Annotated in this window: 15 protein-coding genes; 9 read left to right on the plus strand and 6 right to left on the minus strand. The window is 46.8% G+C overall.

What is annotated here, in order from left to right; translation table 11 throughout:
• The first annotated feature begins 199 nt into the window (after positions 1-199).
• The 4 genes from AC6CHQ_RS01315 (at position 200) to AC6CHQ_RS01330 (ending at position 6,412) form a co-directional block, all read left to right on the plus strand.
• Positions 200-1,903: an S-layer homology domain-containing protein gene (locus AC6CHQ_RS01315; protein WP_498080604.1), complete on the plus strand. Its 1,704-nt coding sequence runs from the start codon at positions 200-202 to the stop codon at positions 1,901-1,903.
• Positions 1,904-2,005: 102 nt separating this feature from the next.
• Positions 2,006-4,294 (plus strand): S-layer homology domain-containing protein, encoded by a 2,289-nt coding sequence (locus AC6CHQ_RS01320; RefSeq protein WP_498080605.1) that lies wholly within the window; start codon positions 2,006-2,008, stop codon positions 4,292-4,294.
• 109 nt (positions 4,295-4,403) lie between these two features.
• Positions 4,404-5,129 carry an S-layer homology domain-containing protein gene (locus AC6CHQ_RS01325; RefSeq protein ID WP_498080606.1) on the plus strand — a complete coding sequence of 242 codons (726 nt, stop codon included), beginning with the start codon at positions 4,404-4,406 and terminating at the stop codon, positions 5,127-5,129.
• A gap of 194 nt (positions 5,130-5,323) precedes the next feature.
• Positions 5,324-6,412, plus strand: a complete 1,089-nt coding sequence (locus AC6CHQ_RS01330; protein ID WP_498080607.1) for an S-layer homology domain-containing protein — start codon at positions 5,324-5,326, stop codon at positions 6,410-6,412.
• Positions 6,413-6,463: 51 nt separating this feature from the next.
• Here AC6CHQ_RS01330 and AC6CHQ_RS01335 read toward each other — a convergent pair whose 3' ends face one another.
• Together AC6CHQ_RS01335 and AC6CHQ_RS01340 are read right to left on the minus strand one after the other, a co-directional pair.
• Positions 6,464-7,648 carry an alginate O-acetyltransferase AlgX-related protein gene (locus AC6CHQ_RS01335; RefSeq protein WP_498080608.1) on the minus strand — a complete coding sequence of 395 codons (1,185 nt, stop codon included), beginning with the start codon at positions 7,646-7,648 and terminating at the stop codon, positions 6,464-6,466.
• Between the two features lie 9 nt (positions 7,649-7,657).
• Entirely contained in the window at positions 7,658-9,079 is a 1,422-nt protein-coding gene (locus tag AC6CHQ_RS01340) for an MBOAT family O-acyltransferase (RefSeq protein WP_498080609.1), read from the minus strand.
• Between the two features lie 125 nt (positions 9,080-9,204).
• Between AC6CHQ_RS01340 and AC6CHQ_RS01345 the strand changes: the two genes are divergently transcribed.
• Positions 9,205-11,151: an S-layer homology domain-containing protein gene (locus AC6CHQ_RS01345; RefSeq protein ID WP_498080610.1), complete on the plus strand. Its 1,947-nt coding sequence runs from the start codon at positions 9,205-9,207 to the stop codon at positions 11,149-11,151.
• Between the two features lie 98 nt (positions 11,152-11,249).
• Here the strand turns inward: AC6CHQ_RS01345 and AC6CHQ_RS01350 are convergent, their stop codons facing one another.
• A complete protein-coding gene (locus AC6CHQ_RS01350; protein WP_498080611.1) occupies positions 11,250-12,500 on the minus strand; it encodes a C40 family peptidase in 1,251 nt (416 codons plus the stop codon).
• Positions 12,501-12,768: 268 nt separating this feature from the next.
• Here AC6CHQ_RS01350 and AC6CHQ_RS01355 point away from each other — a divergent pair, with 268 nt between their 5' ends.
• Complete coding sequence (locus AC6CHQ_RS01355; RefSeq protein ID WP_498080612.1) at positions 12,769-14,955, plus strand: 5'-nucleotidase C-terminal domain-containing protein; 2,187 nt, start codon at positions 12,769-12,771, stop codon at positions 14,953-14,955.
• Positions 14,956-15,129: 174 nt separating this feature from the next.
• Here the strand turns inward: AC6CHQ_RS01355 and AC6CHQ_RS01360 are convergent, their stop codons facing one another.
• A complete protein-coding gene (locus tag AC6CHQ_RS01360) occupies positions 15,130-17,007 on the minus strand; it encodes an N-acetylmuramoyl-L-alanine amidase (RefSeq protein WP_498080613.1) in 1,878 nt (625 codons plus the stop codon).
• Between the two features lie 154 nt (positions 17,008-17,161).
• A complete protein-coding gene (locus AC6CHQ_RS01365; protein WP_498080614.1) occupies positions 17,162-18,088 on the minus strand; it encodes a C40 family peptidase in 927 nt (308 codons plus the stop codon).
• 315 nt (positions 18,089-18,403) lie between these two features.
• Here AC6CHQ_RS01365 and AC6CHQ_RS01370 point away from each other — a divergent pair, with 315 nt between their 5' ends.
• The 3 genes from AC6CHQ_RS01370 to AC6CHQ_RS01380 all read left to right on the plus strand — a co-directional run bounded on the left by AC6CHQ_RS01370 (position 18,404) and on the right by AC6CHQ_RS01380 (position 23,644).
• Positions 18,404-20,902: a phosphodiester glycosidase family protein gene (locus tag AC6CHQ_RS01370; protein ID WP_498080615.1), complete on the plus strand. Its 2,499-nt coding sequence runs from the start codon at positions 18,404-18,406 to the stop codon at positions 20,900-20,902.
• 220 nt (positions 20,903-21,122) lie between these two features.
• Positions 21,123-22,583, plus strand: a complete 1,461-nt coding sequence (locus tag AC6CHQ_RS01375; RefSeq protein WP_498080616.1) for an MBOAT family O-acyltransferase — start codon at positions 21,123-21,125, stop codon at positions 22,581-22,583.
• Positions 22,584-22,594: 11 nt separating this feature from the next.
• Positions 22,595-23,644, plus strand: a complete 1,050-nt coding sequence (locus AC6CHQ_RS01380; RefSeq protein WP_498080617.1) for a hypothetical protein — start codon at positions 22,595-22,597, stop codon at positions 23,642-23,644.
• Positions 23,645-23,711: 67 nt separating this feature from the next.
• Here the strand turns inward: AC6CHQ_RS01380 and AC6CHQ_RS01385 are convergent, their stop codons facing one another.
• Complete coding sequence (locus tag AC6CHQ_RS01385) at positions 23,712-24,089, minus strand: GtrA family protein (protein ID WP_498080652.1); 378 nt, start codon at positions 24,087-24,089, stop codon at positions 23,712-23,714.
• Positions 24,090-24,093: the final 4 nt, after the last annotated feature.

Genomic DNA, 24,093 nt, shown 5'->3' on the forward strand with positions numbered 1-24,093 from the left:
CTGCTTTTTTCAGCGTAGAGGGAAATCTCTTCGCTTTATTTTTGCTCATATTAAATAAAAAGTTCAAGCTTCGTTTTACATGTAATAGAGAAATTCTCAGATGTCGTGACGTTTTCAAAGAATCAGGATGCACTATGCAGATTAATAGTAGTATAAGAGATAAGGCGTTTAAATCACGCACAACTAGGAGGACAAAAACATGAATAAAATGTTAAACCCTAAATTTGGAGCAATAATGGCATCTTCGGCAATGCTGGCAACAACGGTGGTACCCGTAGCCGCACAAACATCGGATATGGAGCAAGAGGTTGCTTATTCGGATGTTCCAACAGAGTATACGCATTACTCCAGTATCCTGGAAGCCCGTATGCTCGGTGTATTGTCAGGCTATGGGGATGGAATATTTAAGCCTTATCAGTCTCTGACACGTGCCAATGTGGTAAAGGCACTTGGGAAGTATGTGGTGGAGAAAAGCGGCAAGGAGATTGAAGACTTCAATCTGACCGAGGTTACACCATTTAATGATGTGCAGTCCGATTATCCGGATAAAGAGCTTTATACATACTCGCTGATCGTCAAGCAGGCCGGTATCTTCCAGGGCAGCAACAATAACCTGATGCCGACGAACCTGATCCAGCGCCAGCAGATGGCCCAGGTACTGGTCAATGCATTTGGTCTTGAAGATTTGTCCGACAAGGAATCAAGCGTTAAGGATAACGCCAAAGCTTGGAAAGATTTCCGCGAATCAATAGATGTTCTTTCCGTGAATGGCGTCACGACCGTAGAAAACTTCCGTCCGGATGAAAGCACAACTCGCGGTCAGTTCGCTTCGTTCCTGGTTCGTGCCTACAAAGTTTCAGAAGGTCTGAATCCAAAAGCGCCATATCCTTCTTCAGTTGAGTCTGTGCACACTCAACCAGATATCATAATTACAGTCGGCGAAACACCTGAACTGCCGAAAACGGTTGGAGTAACACTGGAAAGCGGAGTAGATACATCTAGGAACGTGGAGTGGAACACGAACAATTTCATTACTGACAAAGCTGGCACCTATACATTCGAAGGAAATGTAAAGGATACAGAGTTGTTGGCTTCTATCGAAGTTATTGTCAAAGAACCGACTTATAAAGAACCGTCCGGTTTCGGCGTGGTCGATAATGTCATCTATATCCATTATCCTACTGAAATGGGTGCTTCCGCCCTTGATCTCACAAACTATAAGTTTAATGGAGGAGCGCTTCCGGCCGGTACAACAATTAGTGGGGAAGGAGGTGTCATTCAAATAACTCTTCCAAAACTGCCTGAACGTATTCCTGAGGATATTGACAACACACTAGAAATCACTAAGAATGTGAAAACTGCAGACGGAGATATTATTGTCTATAATTCTATCGCTGCAAATAATGGAACAGAAGAGCCTGAGACCGTTATAACAACAATTTCATTCCATGATAATGTACCACCAACATTGGTCTCGGCTCACTATGTAATTTCCTCAGCAGATTCTTCAATCGCTGATCAAATTCAGCTGACATTCTCGGAGAAAATGAGTCCTATGTATTTATATGTACCAGGTCATATACATTCATCCGAGTGGGACTATTGGGAAGAGCAAATTTTAATTCGACGTCAGAACCTTGAGGACGACTTTGTCTTTATGGTTGGAGGAACTGAGGTTAATAGTGATTTTGATAGGACGGATGGGAATAAGATCTATATCTCCATTCCGCCAATAGACATTAGCCAAAATTCTTCACTTACGATTGTACCGGAAGGTGAAGACAACCTGTATTTAATGATCACTGATGCTTCAAAAGGCAATAATGCCGTAGTCGCACCGGTTACTAAAACAATTACCAAGAATGATGTTGTTGTGATCAATCCAGAGAAGGCCTCAGATTGAGAAACAGAGATATAACGTTATTTCTGGTATAACTGGGGTATGAGAATGTAAGAAGGGTTCGCCCTTCTCCTGCAATCATTCTTTTGATAGGAGGAAGATTTCTTGAACAGAAAAACATACTATAAGTTTGGCACAGCAGTAGCGGCTTCCGCGATGGTAGCATCAGTGGTGGCGCCAGTGTCGGCACAGACACCGGAAGTTGCAGAGGAATTTTCCTACACAGATGTCCCGGGGGATTACACACATTACTCCAATATTATGGAAGCACGCACCTTGGGAATACTTTCAGGCTACGGGAATGGAACGTTTAAGCCTTACCAATCACTGACACGTGCCAATGTGGTCAAGGCGCTTGGGAAGTATGTGGTGGCGTCGAGCGGCAAGAACATTGAAGACTTTGACCTGACCGATGTTGAGCCGTTTAATGATGTACAGTCTGATTATCCGGACAAGGAGCTCTATACTTATTCACTGATTGTCAAGCAGGCTGATATATTCCAAGGAAGCAACAATAACCTGATGCCGACTAACCTGATCCAGCGTCAGCAGATGGCTCAAGTACTGGTCAACGCTTTTGGACTTGAAGACCTTCCGGACAAGGAATCAAGTGTAGAAGATAATGATGCGGCCTGGAAAGATTTCCGTGAATCCATTGATATTCTTTCCGAGCATGGAGTAACAACAGAGAAGAATTTCCGTCCGGCCGAGACCACTACACGCGGGCAATTTGCTTCGTTCCTCGTCCGCGCGTATCATGCTATGCCGGATGCGCCAATTGAGGTCACTTCTGTTGAAGGCGTAGACAGTGCTGTTGACCGTACTTCAGAAGGGCAGTTTGCAACCTTCACCATCAACGGTGGGGAAGAAGTGGAACTCGAGGCGCTGACCGAGCAAGGATATACTGTCGAGTTCCTCTCATCACACTCCGGACTCTTTAAAGATCAGGCGACAGGTGAACTGGATCCGGAAGAGCTTGCAAATGTAGGGGATACAGTTACGTTCCAAGTCAACGTTACAAAAGACGGAGAGACGGTTTCATCCGACGATGCTACGCTGACCATCCAGGACTTTACGACTGCGCTGGAGTCCCTTGATTCTTACAAGCTCACGGTAGGTGGCAAAGAAGTTGCCAATGACACCATCACGACAGGGGAAACTGCTAGTATCAATTCTGTCATGGGGACGACAAAGTCCGGAGAAGAAGCTTCCGTGAGGGACGGGCTCACCTACACGTCTTCTGACACCGGTGTCATCCTAGTGGGTCAGGATGGGACTGTCAAGCCGGTGGCTGCGGGAGAAGCGACTGTTACCGTGTCTCATGATGCGTCCGGTACATCACTGACAGTTCCAGTCACCGTCGCGTCTGCTGAGCGTGCCCCGGCTTCAGCTGTGACAGAAACAGAGAGCTTGGGTCTCATTGCAGGAAAGACAGGTAGCTTTACATTCACGGTCACTGACCAATATGGTATGCCGGTGAATGGCTTCGATCCTGAAGACTTCGCAGTGACGAATGCGGATGATGAAGAAATTGCGGATGTCACAGTTAACCCGGGAACTGAGGATGGCCAGTACATTGCAGAGGTAACAGCGGGGAATACAGCAGGGACCGGAACGATTGCGGTCACTTCGGGAGAGACGACCTTGCTGAGCGTGCCTCTCACAGTCGGCACGGATACGAATGTAGCCACTAGAAATCTCGAGCTGGCCAACAACTCCGCCGATGCTGTGCTTGATCTTTCGGGTACGAAGAATGACAATGCACTGAGCCTTGTATACAACAAGTACAACAAGGATGGTCTGCTGATTGGTCCCGAAACGGATCTTGGCTCTGGCGCCAAGTATACAGCCACTACAAACAATGACAATGTGACCGTTTCCTACGGGCAAAATGGCGAGATCAATATCCAAGCCAATAAGCCTGGAGAGTCGACCATTTCCATTATGGAAGGGGACCTTCGCCGTGATAGCTTCAAGGTGACTGTCCAAGATACGACGCCTCAACTGTCTTCAGTATCGTTTGCTTCCACCGAAATTACAGAACTGCCGGTTGCACTTGAGGATCTGTTGTCAGCAGAAGCTGTTTCACTGACATCGGACGATGCTGTATCGGTAGCGCTGGATAACGGTGTTCCGACGCTTTATGTCGATGTCGAAGGTACTGAAGCCGGTTTGGATGATAGCGATGTGATCGTCGGTACCGTGGATACTGTCTCGACTGACCTCGGCGATATCACTTTCACAGAAGCTGAAGGTGAAGAAGGCGGAATCCTTCTGAACGGACTGGAAACAGGTGATGAAGGGCAGTTCTCTCTCAGGGTGAAAGACGCGGACGGACAGACGTTTAAGTCTGCAACCATAACTGTCGATCTCACTGAGGAGCCGGCTTCCTAATTCAAATTCAATTGCGGGCGGAATCATTGGATTTCCGTCCGCATTTTACATAATTTCAGCATCCTTTTCACTTGCATGAAGGTATAATAATAGAAAGGGAGGGGATGCGATGCAGGCACCAAAGCGCTGGGTTGCTATATCGGTGGCTACGCTTGTCCTTTTGGGAACAGTAGTCTGGGAGCCGGGGCAGGGGGCATCAGGAAATCAGCAGGTCAACACCAGTCCTTATGTCGACGTACCGGTATCCGACACGCATTTCCAGAACATCACTGAAGCAAGGACTCTGGGTCTAATGTCCGGGTACCCAGATAACAAGTTCAGCCCGTACCAAAAATTAACCAGGGCCAATGTCGTCAAGGCATTGGGCAAGTATGTTGAGAAGACGAGCGGCCGAACAGCAGCAGAAACCGACTTGTCTGACGTGGAACCGTTCTTGGATGTCCCGCCGGATCATCGTGACCCGGAACTGTACTTATATTCTCTTCTGGTGAAGAAAGAGGGAGTGTTCCTGGGGAGCAACAATCGGCTGATGCCGGGGAGTCTGATCCAGCGTCAGCAAATGGCACAGGTCATTGTCCGCGCCTTTGGTCTGCAGGACTTGCCTGAGAAGCGTTCACGGATCCTGGATAACAAGCAGGCGTTCAGTGATGCGGAACGGCGTGCAATCGACATCCTTTCCAAAAATGACGTGACGACAATCGAGCGCTTCCGGCCGACCGAGACGACCACCAGGGGGCAATTGGCGTCGTTCCTTGTAGCAGCTTTCCATGCTGGCCATGAAGAGTTCCCTCCACCCGTAGTTACAGAAATTCGAATAGTTGATGAATTGGAGTAGAAAAGTCCCTGAGACCAAAGCAGTTTTGGTTTGGTTCTACTATTCTTCCATCTATAGTGACTATTCGAAAAGTTTGTCGAATATTATTTGAACATTTACTATTAAACTGCTACAATTACCATGTATTTCTTTATTGCTACATACATCATGATTTACCCCCAAGACAAAAAACAGAAGAAGATGGAGGTAAGAAAATGGTCAAGCCAAACACGAAGAAAAAAATGCTGGGAATGGCGCTCACTGCATCCCTGGCGGCAGGTACACTCTTCACTGCTGCACCGCCTGCAGTAACCTATGCACAAGATGAGGAAAAGATTTTCCCTGACCTTGAGCAGAACCAGGACTATTACTCGGATGTTCTAAATCTGGCAGCTCGCGGTGTCGTCAAGGGCTTCCCTGACGGGGAGTACAAACCATACCGTGAAGTGACACGTGCACAGGCAGCGAAAATCATTGCAGGCGCATTGGAACTGGATACGACAAATGTCAAAGATCCTGGTTTCCGTGACGTAAGCAAGGACAGCGAGTACTATGGCTACATCGCAGCACTCGCAGAACGGGGCATCATCAAAGGCTATCAGGACAGCAAAGGCAAGTACTTCGATCTTACTGCGCCTCTGACTCGTTCCCAGATGGCAAAAATCATCGACCTTGGTTACGGATTGAACAACCAGGCATACACAGGCAAGTTCTCTGATGTCAAAAAGGGCGAATGGATGGCTGAGCACGTCCAGGCGTTGCTTGACCACAACATCACCAAAGGAACAACAGCTACAACCTTCAGCCCTTACGTAACGGTTAAGCGTGGCCAGATGGCATCGTTCATCTTCCGCGCGGAAGTGGATGAAGAAAAGCGTGATGCAGTCAAGGAAGCTCGCGATCAGATCTTCAAAGAATTTGAAGACAGTGACGTACATGACGCCAACGGTGAAGTGCTCGTTGATACTTCCTTCAACCGTGAAAAGGGTGTCTTCAACATTACTGTTTCCAACTTTGAAGAAGGCATCGATGCAGTTAAAGAGACCGGTTTCTTCTCCGATAAGATGCCTGAACTTGGCGTAACTCATATCAAGATCGGTAATAACACAGCAGTTTCTATTACAGAAGACTTCGCAGCTGCGAAAGAAACTCTGATCACACAGGCATTCAATGAGATGGAACTTGTAGATGGCGCTTACCGCGTCTCGGAACTTCCAATCACCCTGTCAATCGAGAAGAACGGCGTAGAGTTCGAAGAATCCTTCAAAACGAACGTTTCGTCCCACTCTCCGGCAGAATCCTAATAACCACAAAGAAGACTCCCGAGCGCATATGCTTGGGAGTCTTCTTTGTCTTCAGAACCCTAAATCGAAGTTCCGGTCGTTATAGGCCATGATGACGGCATCGGGCTGTTCTGCTTCAATCCATGTATCTAAATCTCCTTCGTAATAACGGAGGTCAATGACTGTGGTGCGCTGAAAATGATAGGCAGTCAGGAAGGTAATCGGGTTAAAGTAAGAGTCTTTTAGAACAACCAGATGACCGCTGTTAGCGTCGGCATTATGAATATCCAATTCCGGATAGTCTGATGTGTAGCCTACAGAGTAATTGACCGACTGCTCCGGGGGGAGCTTGCGTGCAACTCCGTAAATGTCTTCATAGCTAGCATCCGAAGTTCCTGTTACAGACGTGGCACTGATGCTAAACCGGTCTGCCATTCCGTCTGGCTCCAGGTAACAGATCAAGTCATCGTTCGGAACCAGCATATGATAGAACTTGTTCCACGATCCTTCAAACGGATTTTCCAGGCAGGAACGCTTCATATTTTCCTCGCTTAGAGGCGCGCCCGAGACCGGTATTCCGTTTTCTATAAGGTCATGAATAATTGCCTGGTAACCGAGCATCGCCCCATCGATTTTCCAATGGTGATCCGTCTTGAAATAGAGTTTCTGAGGATCCAATTCCTGTTCGATTGTTCTCATTGTATCGATCAGTCGCACAGAACGGATATTCCGATCTGCAAGTTTTTCGAGGAATCGGGCGTTGTTTTCAATCCCTGCATCTTCTGGCATGTAGTCGGGATGTGGCTCCCGTACATAGGTTGCCTTTGCCGGCAAGGAATAGAAGGTGAACGGTATGCCCAGCTCTTTTAAGTGTTCATTTATGTTTTGTGCCTTTACGGCGCCAGCATCAAGAGTTTCTTCGTCATGAAGCTCGGAAGGGCCGGATGTGATCCAGCCGCTGTCAAAGTCAGCAAAGTATTTTTCGTTGATATAGGTTTTTCCGACAGCCAGTTCAGAGCGGACGAAAGATTTCATCCAGATGTCTCTCAAAGGGAACTGGTCTGTAAAGTAGGATTCAGCTTGTTTCGACCAATCACCAGATAAGACTTCTGCCGAACTTGGTGATGTAGGAGCAGCCGCAAGCGTCCGGTTCTCCATTTGAGAGGCACTTCTGTCAGGTAGGAGGAGATGAGCGGCTAGCCCGCCTCCCAGCATCAGAAAAAGCCCAACGGGGAGCAGTAAGTTAAGTTTATTCATGTCGACCACCTAGAATCTGAAGTAGATGAACGGATTATGAGTTTCATTGACCAGGTACATTGTGACGATAGCAACCAAAAGAAGGAACCAGGCCGAGGCGGTAACGGAAAGGATGTTTCCTGCTATAGGACGCCTCTCTGCAAATCCTTGGAACCAGTGTCGAAGTTTTGGATAGAGCGGCATAGATAGGATGATTGCGACCATGAAGTACAGCCAGTAGTCGGTAGCATACAAGATAGAGGTGTGGTCAAACAGACCGGCTCCGGCGAGTCCAAACAAGGTCCCGATATAATGGAAAGCATAATCGAAATCATCAGCCCGGAAGAACACCCATCCGATCATGACAATTACCAGCACGTAGACATGCCTGATAAAGCGGGGCATCTTGTTCAGGAGTCCTTGCAGGAACCATTTCTCCAGCGAGATGAGAACTCCGTAATAGAATCCCCAGGCCATAAATGTCCAACTGGCTCCATGCCAGAAGCCGGTTAGCGTCCAGACAATGAGCAAGTTGCGGTAGGTCTTCCAAGTATCCACACGATTGCCGCCGAGCGGGATATAGACGTAATCCCGGAACCAGCTACCGAGTGAGATATGCCAGCGGCGCCAGAACTCGGAAATCGACTGGCTAATGTACGGATAATTAAAGTTCTCCAGGAAATCAAATCCGAACAGTTTTCCGAGCCCGATTGCCATGTCACTGTATCCCGAGAAGTCAAAATAGATCTGGAGTGTGTAAGCCAGTATACCGATCCATGCGGTGGCTGTGGTCAGGTCACCGCCGCTCATGGCAAAAACTTCATCCGCAACTCTTCCCATTGGATTGGCGATCAGGACTTTCTTTGCGAGGCCCTGGATAAAACGGGCAGACCCTGTGACAAGGCGGTCTGAGGTCGTCAAGCGTTCCCTTATCTGGTCGGCGACCGTCTGATAGCGGACGATTGGGCCTGCGACAAGTTGGGGGAAGAGCGAGATATAAAGGGCAAGGTTAAGCGGATTCCGTTGGACGGCTGCATCCTTCCGGTAGACGTCTATGATGTAGCTCATCGCCTGGAAAGTATAGAACGAAATTCCAATCGGAAGGGGGACCCCCTCAAAGGCGATGTTTTTTCCGGTCAAATCCTCTAAGATATCAACTAAAAATCCGGCATACTTGTAGTATCCGAGAATGGCCAGATTGGAAACCACTGCTCCGGCCACAAGTGCCTTCTTTTTTGGTGTGGTCTCAGTTCTACCTATCCAAAGCCCAAACAGATAGTTCGCAACAATGGAAATGAGCATGAGGAAAACAAGTTTAGGTTCTCCCCAAGCATAGAAGAACAGGCTGGATGCAAGCAAGATTATATTTTTCAATTTGGCTGGACTCAGAAAATAGAGCACCAACACAATTGGCAAGAAACCGTATAAGAAAATAAGGCTGCTGAAAACCATGGATGTTCCTCAATTCGGCACAAAATGATGCCCTTATTATAGCATAGCGAAAATAGGAGAATATTGTGTATCCTATAGCGGTCTGTGATACTATGAATCTATTCATGGTAGAGGAGGAGGATCCCATGGGAAAGCTCCCGAAATTAACTGCAGCGTGGTTACTCATTCTTGGTTTATTTATCGCAGCAACCCCCACTTCGGCGGAAGATGACATCACGGGTCACTGGCACGAGGAGGACATGAGATATCTGGTTGAAAAGGGTATTCTTCAGGGGAATGGATCAGGTTATCATCCGAACAATCCGATCACCCGCGGGCAATTCGCAGCCCTGATGGCACGTGCACTGAATCTGCAGCCGGCTACACAGGGAGCATATTTTACGGACCTGGATGAGAAATCTGGTGTTCTCAATGAAGTGCTTGCCGCAGCCAATGCAGGAATTGTTACCGGTTATGGGGATGGTACGTTCAAACCATACCAGCAGATCTCCAGGCAACACATGGCGGTTATGGCGGACCGTGCTCTGAACTATTTAAAAATCAGCGGCGAAGCAGATCCAGTCACTTTCAAGGATCAGTCCAGCATATTCCCTGACTACCTCTATGCGATCGGGCAGACAGTACAGTTCGGAATCTTTAAGGGTTCTCCAAGGGAAGACGGCATCTACTTCCGACCATTAGATCTATCAACTAGGGGTGAGGCCTCCGCAGTCATAGCAAGACTGGTAAGAATCGCGGAACAACCGGAACCTCAACCGGAGCCTGAGCCGGAGATTAAATACGCGACGGCAACGGTCGACAGTAATGGGAATACGAAGATTATTAAGCGCTTTGATACATTCGACCAGGCCACTGCGGCCATGGGAAATGGACAGGTCGTGCTGCTTGGTGACGTAATCGTCAATATGCATTACGGTATCGTTGTCACCAAGCCGACTGCTTCTTCATCCCTGACAAACATTTACGAGAAGGCCGATATGAAGAGCGCCTTTACCTATGTAACCAGCGACACTGAGCTCGAATTCTTGGAAGCGACAGCAGACTATGTGAAAGTGAAGGTCGCGGGCACAACCGGCTTCATCAAGCATGCGAACGCCGACCTGAAAACTTGGGACATGTTGAAAGGCCGTTCCTACTACACAGTAAATGCTTCAGGTGATCTTGTTCATCATATTTATTCTAACCGGACTGGATCAGAAGCAAGCTACGTAATGGGAAAAGCCCCTGCTAGCCTGAAACAGGGCCAAAAGTATCTTTCGTGGGATCAGATCCACTATATGAACTGGTCCGGTCAGCCTGTCCAAACATTCTATAATTACTTCCAGTTCCTCCCGGCCCGAACCCAGACAGTCTATACTGCAGCTGAGATCGATGCCTATATCATCAAAATGCTGAAAGGACTGGAGGTAGCTTATCCGAATAACGCTGCCTATAAGGATGCCTCTAAAAGGAGTAAGCTAATTGGGATCGGGGAAGTTCTTAAAAAGGTAGAGCGTGAAAAAAATGTGAACGCGCTCATGATTTTGGCACTTGCCCAGCATGAGAGCAACTATGGGCTGAGTACAAGGGCTTTGGAGTTCAACAACCTATTCGGACTTCGCGTCTATGACGACAATCCGGCAAATGATCATTTTGAAACGGTCGAAGAGAACATCAACGAACTGATGGACCAGTTCTTTAACCGGAATTACATCCCGCCGAATGCACCGTATGCCAATGGCCCGGTATTCGGTACGAAAGCAACCGGATTCAACATGAGATATGCATCGGATCCATATTGGGGGGCGAAAGCAGCCGGCCATATGTATCGTGCGGACAAGGCAATGGGCGGACGTGACTTTGGCCGCTATACGATTGGTCTCACGCTGGCAACAGGCCTTAATGCACGCACCTCCCCGGTTGTCGGCAATAACATCGCATTCACTTATGAGAAAGCTCCGATTCCGGTCGCCGTCCTTGGTTCTGAGAAAAAGCCCGACCGCACATGGTACCGGGTGGCTTCTGACGACGAAAGTCTCGAAATGATTTATCTTGCCGGGGAACATGTCAGGATCGTTTATAGTCCTAACTAAAAAGAACACCGCTGCGGCGGTGTTCTTTCAAATTTGTGCAAAAGAGAAGCTGTACAGAAAATCGTATTCAACTGATTTTCTGTACAGCTCTATTTGCATCATTGGTTATAGAATCGTTTGAAACTGTCGAAACGAGGTTTCCAGTAGGAGTCATTTATATTGGAGACAACCACTCCCTGAGAAGAGCTTGCATGGATAAACTGGCCGTTCCCCAAGTAGATGCCCATATGGGATATGCCCTTCTTATACGTGTTATTGAAGAAGACCAGGTCTCCTGGAACAGGAGTATCTACGTAATAGGAACGGCTAAAATAGCCGTCCGTATTCGTACGGGCAACATCGTAGCCCGCAGTCTTAAAAGCGTACCAGATGAAGCCGCTGCAATCGAAGCCGGAAGGCGTTGTGCCTCCCCAGACATAAGGCGTCCCGGCCACGCTCTTAGCCACGCTAATCAGAGATGAATCAGATTGGGCCGGAGCGGGAGACGAAGCAGGGATCTGATTGCTTACAGACGAAGAATCACCCTTCACTTTCAATTTTTGTCCGGCATACAAATTGTAGTTACTCAGGTTGTTCCAGGCCATCAGATTCCGGACACTGACCCCATATTTCGCTCCAATTCCCGAAAGCGTATCTCCGCTGACTACAGTATGACTATTTTCTATAGTAGGGCGGGGTGCAGAAACTTGAACCACTTTAGGCTCTGATTTGGAAGAAGCAGCAGCTGAGCCGGTGATTTTCAGTTTCTGTCCGGCATAGATCAGGTGGGAGGTAAGTCCATTCCATTTCATGACCTGATCAACTGACACCCCATGCCGTATTGCAATCAGAGAAAGTGTATCCCCGCTTTTCACTTGGTAATCGCCCGTTGCGGAAGTCGGAGAAGAAGGGGCTGCAGCTTTTTCAGGATTTGCTTTTGAAGTAGAAGGGGCCGTGGCTGTTCCGCTAACTTTCAACTTCTGTCCGACCAGTATGAGATCTCCTGTCAGTCCATTCAATTCTTTTAGCTGGCGCACAGTCGTCTTATGTATGGATGCAATCTTGCCTAGGGAGTCGCCGCCTTTGACGGTATATACAGCTGTTCTGCTTGGAACGGAGGCAACGTCTGGCGTTTTGATGGATGGCTTTGCTGACGAGAGGACCAGTGTCTGTCCAGGATAAATGACGTCTGTCCGGATGTTGTTGATCTCTTTCAGTTTGGCAACGGAGATTTGATGCTTCGAGGCGATTTTCCATAGGGAATCTCCCGATTGTACCGCGTACTGTTGCGAAGCTTCTGCTTCGCCCGGTGCGGCTATCACCGCTGCAAGTGCTGATGTCGCCAACACCGAAAATGCGATTTTTTTCATCATAGCTCTCCTTTTCTGTCGAATCACTTAGAACTCATTGTAGCTTTATCAAGCCTGCTAATCAATATTCTGATAGATTACGTTTTGATTACAAATAGATTACTAATGTAACGAGTTCGGTTGGTGCGGTTTTCATTCATTTTTACTGAAAATTAACAGATATCTAAGTAAAACAGCATATTCAATAGAACAACAGAATGATAGAATAGAGCGGAGAAAGTGTTTTCTGAAAAGAAGACAAAAAAAGAATAGAACAGGATGGTGTATGATGAACGGGAAATGGATCAAGGTGGCAGCTTCCGCGACGATGGCGCTAAGCCTATTCAGCCTGCAGGCGCCTGGTGAAGCAAAAGCAGCTGAAGGGGACTTTGAGCTGAAAGTGTTGCATACGAATGATACACATGCTCATGTGGAGGCCGCTCCAAAGCGTGCAGCGCTCATCAAGAAGCTAAGAGACGCAAACCCGAACAACCTGTTGCTTGACGCCGGTGACGTCTTCTCTGGAACGTTATACTTTAACTCCTATGAAGGACAGGCCGACCTGGAACTGATGAATTACATGGAGTATGACGCTATGACATTCGGGAACCATGAATTCGACCTTGGTTCTTCCGAGAATGGTCATCTTGCGCTAAGTGAATTCGTTAGTGGGGCTAAGTTCCCGCTTGTCAGTGCCAATGCAGACTTTTCCCAAGATGAACATCTTAAAGACTTGCAGGCGGGCGGCTATGCTGCCGACTATGAAAACGGGAAAATCTATGATGGAATCGTTAAAGAGATCAATGGCGAGAAGGTCGGGATTTTCGGCCTGACCACTGAAGAAACCGCTGCGATTTCCAGCCCGGGTTCAGTTGCTTTCAGCAACTATATTGCAGAAGCAAAAGAAGCGGTCGAATCTTTCGAACAACAAGGGGTCAACAAAATCATCGCTCTGACCCATATCGGATATGATGACTCAGCAGAATATGATAACGATAAACTTCTTGCTGATGCAGTGGATGGAATCGATATCATCGTCGGCGGACACACGCATAAAACCCTTGAAGAGCCGGTAAAGGCGGACAAAGATGGAGATCCGACAATCATTGTCCAGGCTAATGAGTATAGTAAGTTCCTCGGAGAGCTCAATGTCACTTTCGATGAAAACGGCGTTGTTCAAGGCTATGATGGGCAATTGCATGATGTTGATGCCGTAGAAGAAGAGGATGCAGGCGCAGCTGAGATCCTTGCCAAGTACAAAGCGGAAATCGACGAGCTGAAAAATCAGTCGATTGATGTAGAAGCGGAAGTCGCTCTTGATGGAAGCCGCGGCCTATGGGGTGTCCGTGCTGGGGAAACCAACCTTGGCAATTTAATGACGGACGGCATGCTGGCTACTGCAAAAAGCATCGATCCTAACGTCTCGATCGCCCTTCAGAACGGCGGGGGAATCCGTGCCGGTATCGATGAAGGCGATATTACAGTCGGCGAAGTGCTGACCGTCATGCCGTTTGGTAATGCATTGGCGATTATGAGAGTTACAGGGGAAGAACTTGTTCAGGCACTTGAGCATAGTGTACGTCAATTCCCGGCTGAAAACGGCGGTTTCCTTCACGTATCCGGTCTCAAATTCTCGTTTGACGGAAAAGCGGAAGCCGGAAATCGAGTGAAAGAAGTACTGGTTGAAACGGAAGACGGATACGAAGCACTCAATCCTGAAGACACTTACCATGTGGCAACAAACAACTTCACCGCCAAAGGTGGAGACGGCTATGAAATGTTCGGCAAGGCTTATGAAGAAGGCCGGGTGAGCGAGCCGGGCAACATCGACTATGAAATGTTCATCGACTATGTAAGCCAATGGGATTCCATCAATCCGGCTGTTGAAGGTCGTATTAATGCAACCGTTCCGTTCACTGATGTAAAAGTGGATAGCGAGTTCGCACCGTTCATCAAGGATCTCTACTATCGTGATCTCATCAAAGGAACTACTGCAACAACGTACTCCCCAACCCGCGAATTGACTCGAACTCAGGCAACGAGCATCTTGGTTCGTGCCCTCGGCCTCGAGACAGAAGGTAAGACTACAAACTTCAAAGACCTTGGCAACATGGCTGACGAGACACGTGCGGAAATCGCTGCTGCCCAGGAAGCAGGGATCGTAAATGGCCTGGACGGTAACTTCATGCCATATGAACCGGTCAAACGCTCACAGGTGGCCCTGATGCTCAAGCGTACCTATGAGTCTCTTAAAGGCACGGCCTATGAGCCGACTGGGGAAGTGCCATTTAAAGATATCGGCCGCATTGGTGAAGAGGCTCAAGATGCCGTAGCCTTCCTTTACCAGTTCGGTGTAGCAGACGGATCGGACAATGGTACAAAATTCCGTCCGGCTGAATCGGCAACACGTCAGCAGGCTGCGAAGATGATGTCCAATTATGTTGGGCTGATTGAAAAAGTCCAATCCAGCAAATAAGTAAGAAGGCCAACCAGATAGCCTGGTTGGTTTTTAGTGTATAGGACTAAAAATCGTGAACACTGACATTAGAGAGTTAAAAGAGAATTCACCTCAAAATGAAATTATTCTTTTGTTGTTACCAACTAAAAAGTGAGCTGCCGCCTTTTTTAGGCGATAGCTCACTTTTTTAATTTATTTTGCGTAGTAGTCTACAATTCCTTGATAGATGGCCTGTGCAAACTTCTCCAGATAAGCATCATTGGTAAGCTTGTTGAAGTCATTCGGATTGGTGATAAATCCAAGTTCGACAAGAACTGCCGGTACATGCTGGTTGCGGATTACATAAAACGCAGTGTCTTTTGCTCCTCGGTTATACATGCCAACGTCCCTTACTAGGCGATTCTGTATATCCTGTGCAAGATACTTACTTTCAACGCCATTCATGTTGACCGATGTATCAAAGAAGACTTCTGCGCCTCTCGCCGCGGAAGAGCCAGCGGCATTGACGTGGATGCTGACGAAGGATTCGGCATATTTTTGGCCGGCATAGTCAACACGGTTCTGTAGGGAAGGGTACGTATCACCGACACGGGTCATATAGACTGTTGCACCTGCAGCCTTGAGTTTCTGCTCGACTTTCTGAGAAACCTTCAGGACGATGGCCTTCTCGGTGACACCAGCTTTCGAAGTACCCGGATCGCGACCTCCATGACCTGCATCGACGACGATAATCCGATTATTAAGTACAGAGCCGCTTGTGTTTTTCAGCTTCAGGAAAGCTTTGTGAACATAGGCACTACGCCCGTTATAATCAATGTTCGCCCACCAGCCGTTGATGCCATGGACTTTGACGACTGCGCCTTTGTTGAGTTTTCCAAGAGATGCGCTCGAGTCACTTGGGCTTTGTCTTACGTTTAGGCTGTTAACGGTAACTGTCCCGTTAAGGTTGCCTGATGGGGCAGGGGAAGGGGCTTGAACCTTCTCGGTGTAGGCTGACTGGATATAGCCCGGTATTCCATTGAAGATGATGAGATGCCAGCCATTGCTTTCACCATATACCTGTACGACGTTCCCATTTTTCAATTGTCCGAGGACAATACCGTTAACGGACGGCTCTGTCCGAACGTTCAGCGTCGTATCTGTCGACGACTTAGTATTCACCTTGACAGAATGTGTAGCCGAACCGATCTCATTGTTGTCATGATCAAGGAATGTAACGTAGAGGTCACTGGCATTGATGTAAGCAGGTCCTTTTTCATAACGGATCTGGACCCAGTCAGAAGTTTTCAACTGATCATTCTGAACGACGGCAAAGAGAGTGCCGGGTTTGATGTTTCCGATTACTGCACCGGAAGTCGAAGGTGCGTTCCGGATGTTCAAGTGATTGAAACCAGTATTGACTTTTCCGTTGGCGATGACAGTCTTGTTGAGGGCAGGAACCGTGAGGCGGAACTTCTTGTCCATCGCACGAGAGAGGAACATGGCGAATTGACCGCGGGTCAAACTCCGTTCGGATAGGAAGTTGCCGTTTGCCCCTCGGGAAATGCCATTGTAATAAAGCGCATTTATTTCAGTGGCATAAGGGTAGGAAAGGCTGATATCCGCAAACATCAGCGGATTGTCCACGCTGATTGATTGTTTGAGGTTAAATGCCCGTGACATGACCTTACTCATCTGACCTCTGGAAAGGGGCTGATGAGGCCGGAACTTGCCGTCCGGGTAGCCGTTGAAATATCCTAATTTGACAGCCTTACTGATATAGTCTCTTTCTTCGCTGCTCTTGAGATCTGAGAAACGAATGTCTGCACCCTGAATTCCTTCATTGCCGGAAGCAATAACGAGCATTTTGGCTGCCTGGAACCGAGTGACTTGATTCATTGGTTTAAACAGGTTTTTCCCATTCTCTTTGTATCCAGAAATAATTCCCTTCCCGGCGATATAATTGACGTGTTGTTCAAATTCTTTTCCGCCAATATCCGTGAAGCCTGTGGCTGCTTCTGATTGCAACGGAAGGCCGAGAACGAGAAGCAGTGAAAGCAGCGGAAGCAGAATTCGTCGTTTAATGTCCATCCTTTTCCTCCTTGATATGATCCATCTCGACTTTATGATAGCAAATGGAAATCTATTATTCTATAACTATTCAACTATTAAATGAAAAAGATAGAAAAAAAGACCAAGTCCCCTGAGAAGACATGGTCTTTTTAAAGAATTATTTAACTTCCTGTCAATTCACGCGATCCATGAATTTATCTAATTGAATTTCGTAAAGCGGATCGTAGATACCATAGGTACCGTCTCCATAACCGGTCGTTACATTGTTATGGTAGAGCGTGTAAATATAGCCGGATGCCCAGTAGTTAGTAGGGACGTCCTTGAAACCTGGGTTTGTTTGTCCTTCCAGGTTGTAAGCTTCCACTAGAATTTTCGCCATCTGAGTGCGGTTGAGATTCTGGTCTGCATTAAAGTTGCCGTTGGAACCTGTGAAAATACCGGCTTCGTAGACTGCGTTCAATACAGCGATTTTCGGATGGTTGGCAGGGATGTCCTTAAAGTAGGACTTTGAAGTTTGGGAGGCTTTCAGTCCAAGCTCTTTAGCGAGCGCTTCAGCAGCTTCAAGGCGGGTAACGAAAGCTTCCTGGTTCACTGCCGGCTTTGGAGCAGCAACCTGTGCAACTTCTTGGGCTTTTGCAGGGAAGTCAACTACGCGACGAGCAGTGACGTACTTGCTGCCCCAGTAATATGGATCGCTGAGGGATGTGATCATCACACCGCGGCTCGATGATGCGTGGATGAAGTTATTGTTGCCTGCGTAGATACCTGCGTGGGAGATTCCGCGTCCGCTTGTATTAAAGAAGACCAGATCGCCGACCTGCAGATTTGATTTGGAGACCGCAGTTCCTGTGGCAGCCATTTGTGAAGTAGTGCGCGGCACGCTTACGCCGGCTTTCTTGAATACATATTGGATGTAACCGGAGCAGTCAAAACCAGAAGTCGTTGTTCCGCCCCATTTATATGGTACACCGATATAGTCATCTGCAATATTCATCAGTTGAGATTCTGTCGTTTTAACGGATGCCGCTTCAGCTTCGATCTGCGGCGAGAAGGCAGTAATTGTCACAACAGCTGCGAGTGAGCAAAGGAAACGTTTCATGTTCTTCTCTTTTTCCCCTTTCAAACTATCAGATCGTATCTATGTGGTGGTAAATCTATCTATTTTTAATCACAAAATGAGTTTAGCATAGACTGATAGGGGGTATGGTTACAGTTGGATTACAAAGAGATTACAAGTTTCGAGTACATTGACCTAAAAGATACATTGTCGAATAGGCCCGAAGAGGCCTTTTTTTATGTCGCGAAACGGAAAACAGTAAATTAATAGCCCAAAGTTATGAAAATAGTTCTTGCCATTCCTCTGGAAGTTTAATAAAGTTATTTCGATTAAATAGATAGATGGAGTGGATATAGAATGAGTAGAATGAAGGCGGTTTTTTCTTCGGCCTTGGCTTCTGTCATGATTTTGTCAGTGCCAGCGATGCCGGCAGAAGCGGCACAGGTGACAGTGACGCCTGGTGTCGAGCATTCATCCGGCGCCTCACAGGGAAGTAATATACACCGCCTGTCGGTCGACATGACACGACCTGGCGTATCGGTCGAAGCTTTGACAAACAATCCGATGGACAATCTATTGCAAACATCGGTATTGTCACGGAACCATTCACGAGAAGGTCACACAGTAGTCGGCAGTATTAACGGTTCATTCTTCCATATGGGGACGATCAATCCGCTGAACTATAAAATGCCCGCTTATCTTCTGATGAAAGACGGAGTAGTCAATACATATGGCGTGATCGAACATGATCCGAATGAATACATGAATGTCCCATCCGCCTTCGCGGTCACAAAAGACGGGAATGGGCATATCGGCGAGTTTGGTTATGAGGCAACGGTGATGGCTGGCGGCAAGAATCATCCGATTACATCTATAAACAAGAGGATGCGGGAGGTCAATGAAGTCGTGCTGTATACAGATTCCTACAGCTATCGGCAGACCAGACAAAACGAGTATGGAATGGAGATAGTCTTAACTAACTTCAATGATTCCATCGAAGAAGATTACCGGTTGGGGCGGACAGTAGAGGCCACTGTCAGCGGAATCTATCACAAGGAAAAAGGGGTAGAAATCCCTGAAAACGGTGCAGTTCTGTCGATTCACGGAACAGAGAATATTTTGGACTTCGGCGGTGTCAAAATCGGTGACAAGCTGGCGCTGAATGTCGGACTCACAGCTCCTTGGAATGAAGCGGAATATGTTCTCGCCAGTGGCCCTCTGCTTGTCCAGGACGGGCAGGTGGACATCGAGATGAAGTCAACGAGCGACCGATCCCGTACCCGCTCTCCGAGAACGGCGGTTGCAACCAACCGGGACGGGAGCGAGGTCTTCCTTGTAACTGTAGATGGGCGTAATGCAGGAGGCAGCAAAGGGATGACGCTTCCGGAGTTTGCACAGTATCTGAAATCGATCGGTGCCTACAACGCGTTGAACCTGGATGGCGGAGGATCCACGACAATGGCTGTCCGGCCACGTGGATATCAGTATCCGGTAGTTGTCAATCGTCCATCCGACGGCTCAGAACGTGCTGTATCAACTATCCTGAGTGCTATTTCCTATGAAACGACCGGTGCTCCCACATATATGAGTGCCACGCTGTCCAGTTCTGTCATTCCAAAAGGCGGTCGTGCAAAAGTGACGGTCGACTATGTAACTGATATCAATTTCCATCCGGTAAAAGTGGATGCATCCAAGATCGCATACTCTGTGGAAGGAAATATTGGAACTATCTCTAAGGACGGCATGTTTACAGCAACCTCACCAGGCAAAGGGACGATCACAGTCAGTCTGGGGAATGCCTCTAAATCTTTCACGGTTGAAGTAACATCATTGCCTGACAATACCATGATTCATGGATTCAACGACGCCGGTGTTTGGAAGGCTGAATCAGCCAGTGCGAAGACAACACTTCGTTTCGATGGTACAAAGGCGCCTAAGAAGGAAGGGGCAAATGCACTCAGCCTTCAGTATGATTTTACTGGTACAACTGGTACCTCCGCTTCCTATGCTGTCACTGACTCGATAAAGATGAGCGTGCGACCTGAACGTCTGGGTCTCTGGGTATTCGGTGACGGGGCTAAGCATTGGCTCCGTGGTACCATTCAGGATGGCACAGGCAAAGAGTTTACGATTGATTTTACAAAACAGGGTGGCCTGGACTGGATCGGCTGGAGATACCGTACTGCGGAAATTCCGGCATCGGCAGTCAGCCCGATTTCCGTAAAGAAACTCTATCTTGCCGAACCGCTTGATGGTAACAAGAATAAGGGCACAATCTATCTGGATCGACTGATAGCCGATTATAATGGGAATCATGTAGAACCGCTCTTTAACGATTTACCGCTTTCGCATTGGCATAATAAAGAAATTAATATGGCAGTCAACAATGGTTGGATCACAGGTTATCCTGATGGAAGCTACCGGCCGAATCAACAAATCAGCCGAGCACATGCGGCGGTTCTGATTAGCCGGGCACTCGGTTTAAACGGAAAAGATGTCACAGTTAACCCTTACAGTGATGTTTCAAAAGACCATGTCTATGCACGAGAAATTGTGCTAATGAGAGAACTTGGAATCATGACCGGAAACACAACGGGTAACTTCAATCCAAATTCGAATTTAACGCGTGCTCAGATGGCAAAGATTCTACAAGAAACATACGATTTGAAACCGAAAAGTCCTATTCCGGAGATTTCTGATGTTGATAAGGACAATTGGGCATATGGGCACATTTCCACCATTGCAAGCCACGGACTTACAATTCTAGGTGAAAAGGGAGACTACCGTCCCAATTCATTTGTAACCCGTTCTCAATTCGCAGCCTTCATCTCCCGGGCACAGGAATTGAAAAACTGATATAAAACTAACTTGAAATTAAAACGACAATAAGCCAGGATACTGGAATACACTTGCTAAAGGTCAGTCGAGAACTTCTCGAAAATGTGCTGCGGGTGTAACCAGGGTTCTGGCTGTTTATTTTTTGTAGTGTTGTAACGCGAGAAAGTGAAGTGGGCACAACAGAGTTGTGATAAAATATGAGAGATTTGCATTATGCTTTCAAGATTGGGTGAGCTCTTTGATTTTTTCATCGGTTGAGTTTATTTTTATTTTCCTCCCGATTGCGTTTGGTATATATTTCTTGCTTCACCGACTGGGTCTACATAGGTTTGCACTCATCACCCTATTTGTAGCTTCGCTGTTTTTCTATGGTTTTTGGAATCCGAAATATCTATATCTAATCGGATTTTCAATACTTTTTAACTTTATGTTCGGCCGGATGATTTATAAGGTGCGATCGAGTACAGCCAAGAAAGCGGTTTTGACACTAGGAATTGCAGGAAATCTTGCTCTTTTGGGATATTATAAGTATTTCGATTTTCTTGCTGAAAATCTGAACGTTTTGTTTTCTGCCAATATAGCGTTGCGAGAGTTGTTATTGCCCTTGGCGATTAGCTTTTTCACTTTCCAGCAGATTGCCTACCTGGTGGATGCTTACCGTGGGGAAACAAAACAATACAGTTTCTTCACTTATGCTTTGTTTGTTACATTCTTTCCACAGCTAATAGCCGGCCCGATTGTTCATCACAAAGAGATTATTCCGCAGTTTCTTGATTCCAATAGGTACTCAATCCGCGCGGAGAATATGGCACGCGGGATTTTTATTTTCAGCATCGGTCTTGCCAAGAAAGTAGCCATAGCGGACACATTGTCTATTTGGGCGAATGAAGGCTATGCCAATGTGGAAAGTTTGGGTGTAATGGATGCTTGGATCACGACACTTTCCTATACGATGCAGCTATACTTTGATTTCAGTGCATATGGAGACATGGCTATCGGTATAGCTCTTCTTTTTAACATTAAATTACCTATAAACTTTTATTCCCCTTACAAATCCAGGAACATTCAGGAGTTCTGGAGAACTTGGCATATGACGCTGAATCGCTTCCTGACACAATATTTATACTTCCCTCTCGGTGGAAGCAGAAAAGGCCCGATCCGAACATATATTAATATTGCAATCATTTTCCTCGTTAGCGGAGTTTGGCACGGTGCAGGGTGGACGTTCATTATTTGGGGAGCATTACACGGTTTTGCATCAATTGTTTGCAGACTTTGGGGGAAGATTGGATGGAGGTTGCCTTATCCAATAAGTTGGATTCTTACATTCGTCTTTGTCCATATGGCATGGGTTTACTTCCGGGCAGAGAATGTAGAACAAGCTCATATGATGTTCAGTGCCATGTTCTCTACGCCGGTCTTTGGGGGAGAACTGTTTATAGAAAGCCTAGGCTTCATGACGGGATGGAAAGACTTCGAAGTGATGGGATTTGCGCCTATGGTCAGTCCAGGCTTCACTTTGGCATTCCTGGGAATCGCTTCACTGGCGACACTTGTTATGCCCAACTCCATTCAGCTGCTGGAGAGGTTCCGTCCGGGCTTCCGTTCATTGGGCATCGCAGGAGCTTGCATTGTAATGGTGTTGACGGCAGTTTATTTCATACACAAAAATAGTGAATTCCTTTACTTTAATTTCTAGGAGGAGACAGATTGACAGACAGACAATGGCTATTTTCCTTTGTTGCATTGCTCGTAATTCTGTCTTTGCCGGCGGGAGCTGTCATGGCATTTAACTATTACATTGATCCGTATTGGAATTTCCAGCAGGATCACGATTTGAATGATTTCCAGGTCGGATTTGACGAGCGTCAGCAAAAGCTTAATTACCTTTTTTCTCGGGAACCTCATTATGACAGTATCCTTATCGGGACAAGCAGGACCACATATATGAATACTGAATCCTTTAAGTCTGAGGAAGTCTTTAATTTGGGCCTTAGTGCTCTTCATATTGAAGAATATGTGCCCTACCTTCAGTATGCTGAGAAGGCGACTGGAATAGCCCCTGATAGAATTTATGTGGAGATATATCTGGACAGCTACAACGAAGATGAATCCCTTCCCCTGCAACATCCAGAAATCTACTATGAACAAGCGACGGATCACCTGTCTAAAATAACATCTCTGTTTTCTTACGATACTTATTTAAAATCCAAGGAAAATTATCAGTTCTCAGAAGCTGATGACTCACCGTTGCCAAGGACTTATACGCGTGACAACCAAGTCCGGACTACCTTTGAGGGAGCTAATCTGGAGGAGGCACGAGAGCGGAACAAAGAAAAAAATCGGAACAGACCGATACCCATTAACTATAATGAATCTTTTAAGGATTATCTGCAGCAGATAAAAAATATGTACCCGGATTCAGAAGTCTTGGTCTTTTCCGATTTGGAGCGGATGGACCGGCTGACTGACTACCTTACCATTCCATCCTATTTCGAAGCTTACGAGAGATCCGTTAAAGAAGTGATTGATGTATTCGGTACATATCGCTCCTTTTATCTAGAGAATAAATATACAACAACGGACCACTACTGGTTTGATTACGTTCATTTCTATCCTGAAGTCGGCGATGTAATAATTAATGCACTCGAAGAAGATACTGGAGAAGGAGAATTATTTGTAGATGTGACCGCTGATAATCTTGAAACTTATATCGGTATGCTTCGGGAACTGACTGAGCGAAGCGGAGATTCCCGATGATATAAATTCAGAATAGAAAAGGGACTGCAACCGGCTTGCTTGCCGAATGCAGTCCCTTTCCTATTGGTCATGGTTGTGTAGTTTGTTTGTTCGTCTTCTGATCAGTTTTGTTCACCAGAATTTTTTTTGAGATGAGAAAAGTGAACGGTATAGCGATCAGTGACGCCACGAGAGGGGAGATATTCTCATCCAAACTCAGCAAATCAACGAGAACATAGATACTGACCGTAGTGACCGTGATATTGACCACATATGTCAGCGGAAACTGAAGGAATTTCTTCAGTGTCGGCTTTGTACGGTAAGTAAAATAACTGTTCATGTAGAATGAGCCCACCATGCTGATTAAAAATGCCAAAATGTGAGAGGCAAGATAATTGAAATCGGCCAGGTGCAGGAACAACAGATAAAGCACATAGTAATTAAGTGTGTTCATGCCGCCCACCATAACA

The sequence above is a fragment of the Bhargavaea sp. GQ12 genome, assembly GCF_059758705.1.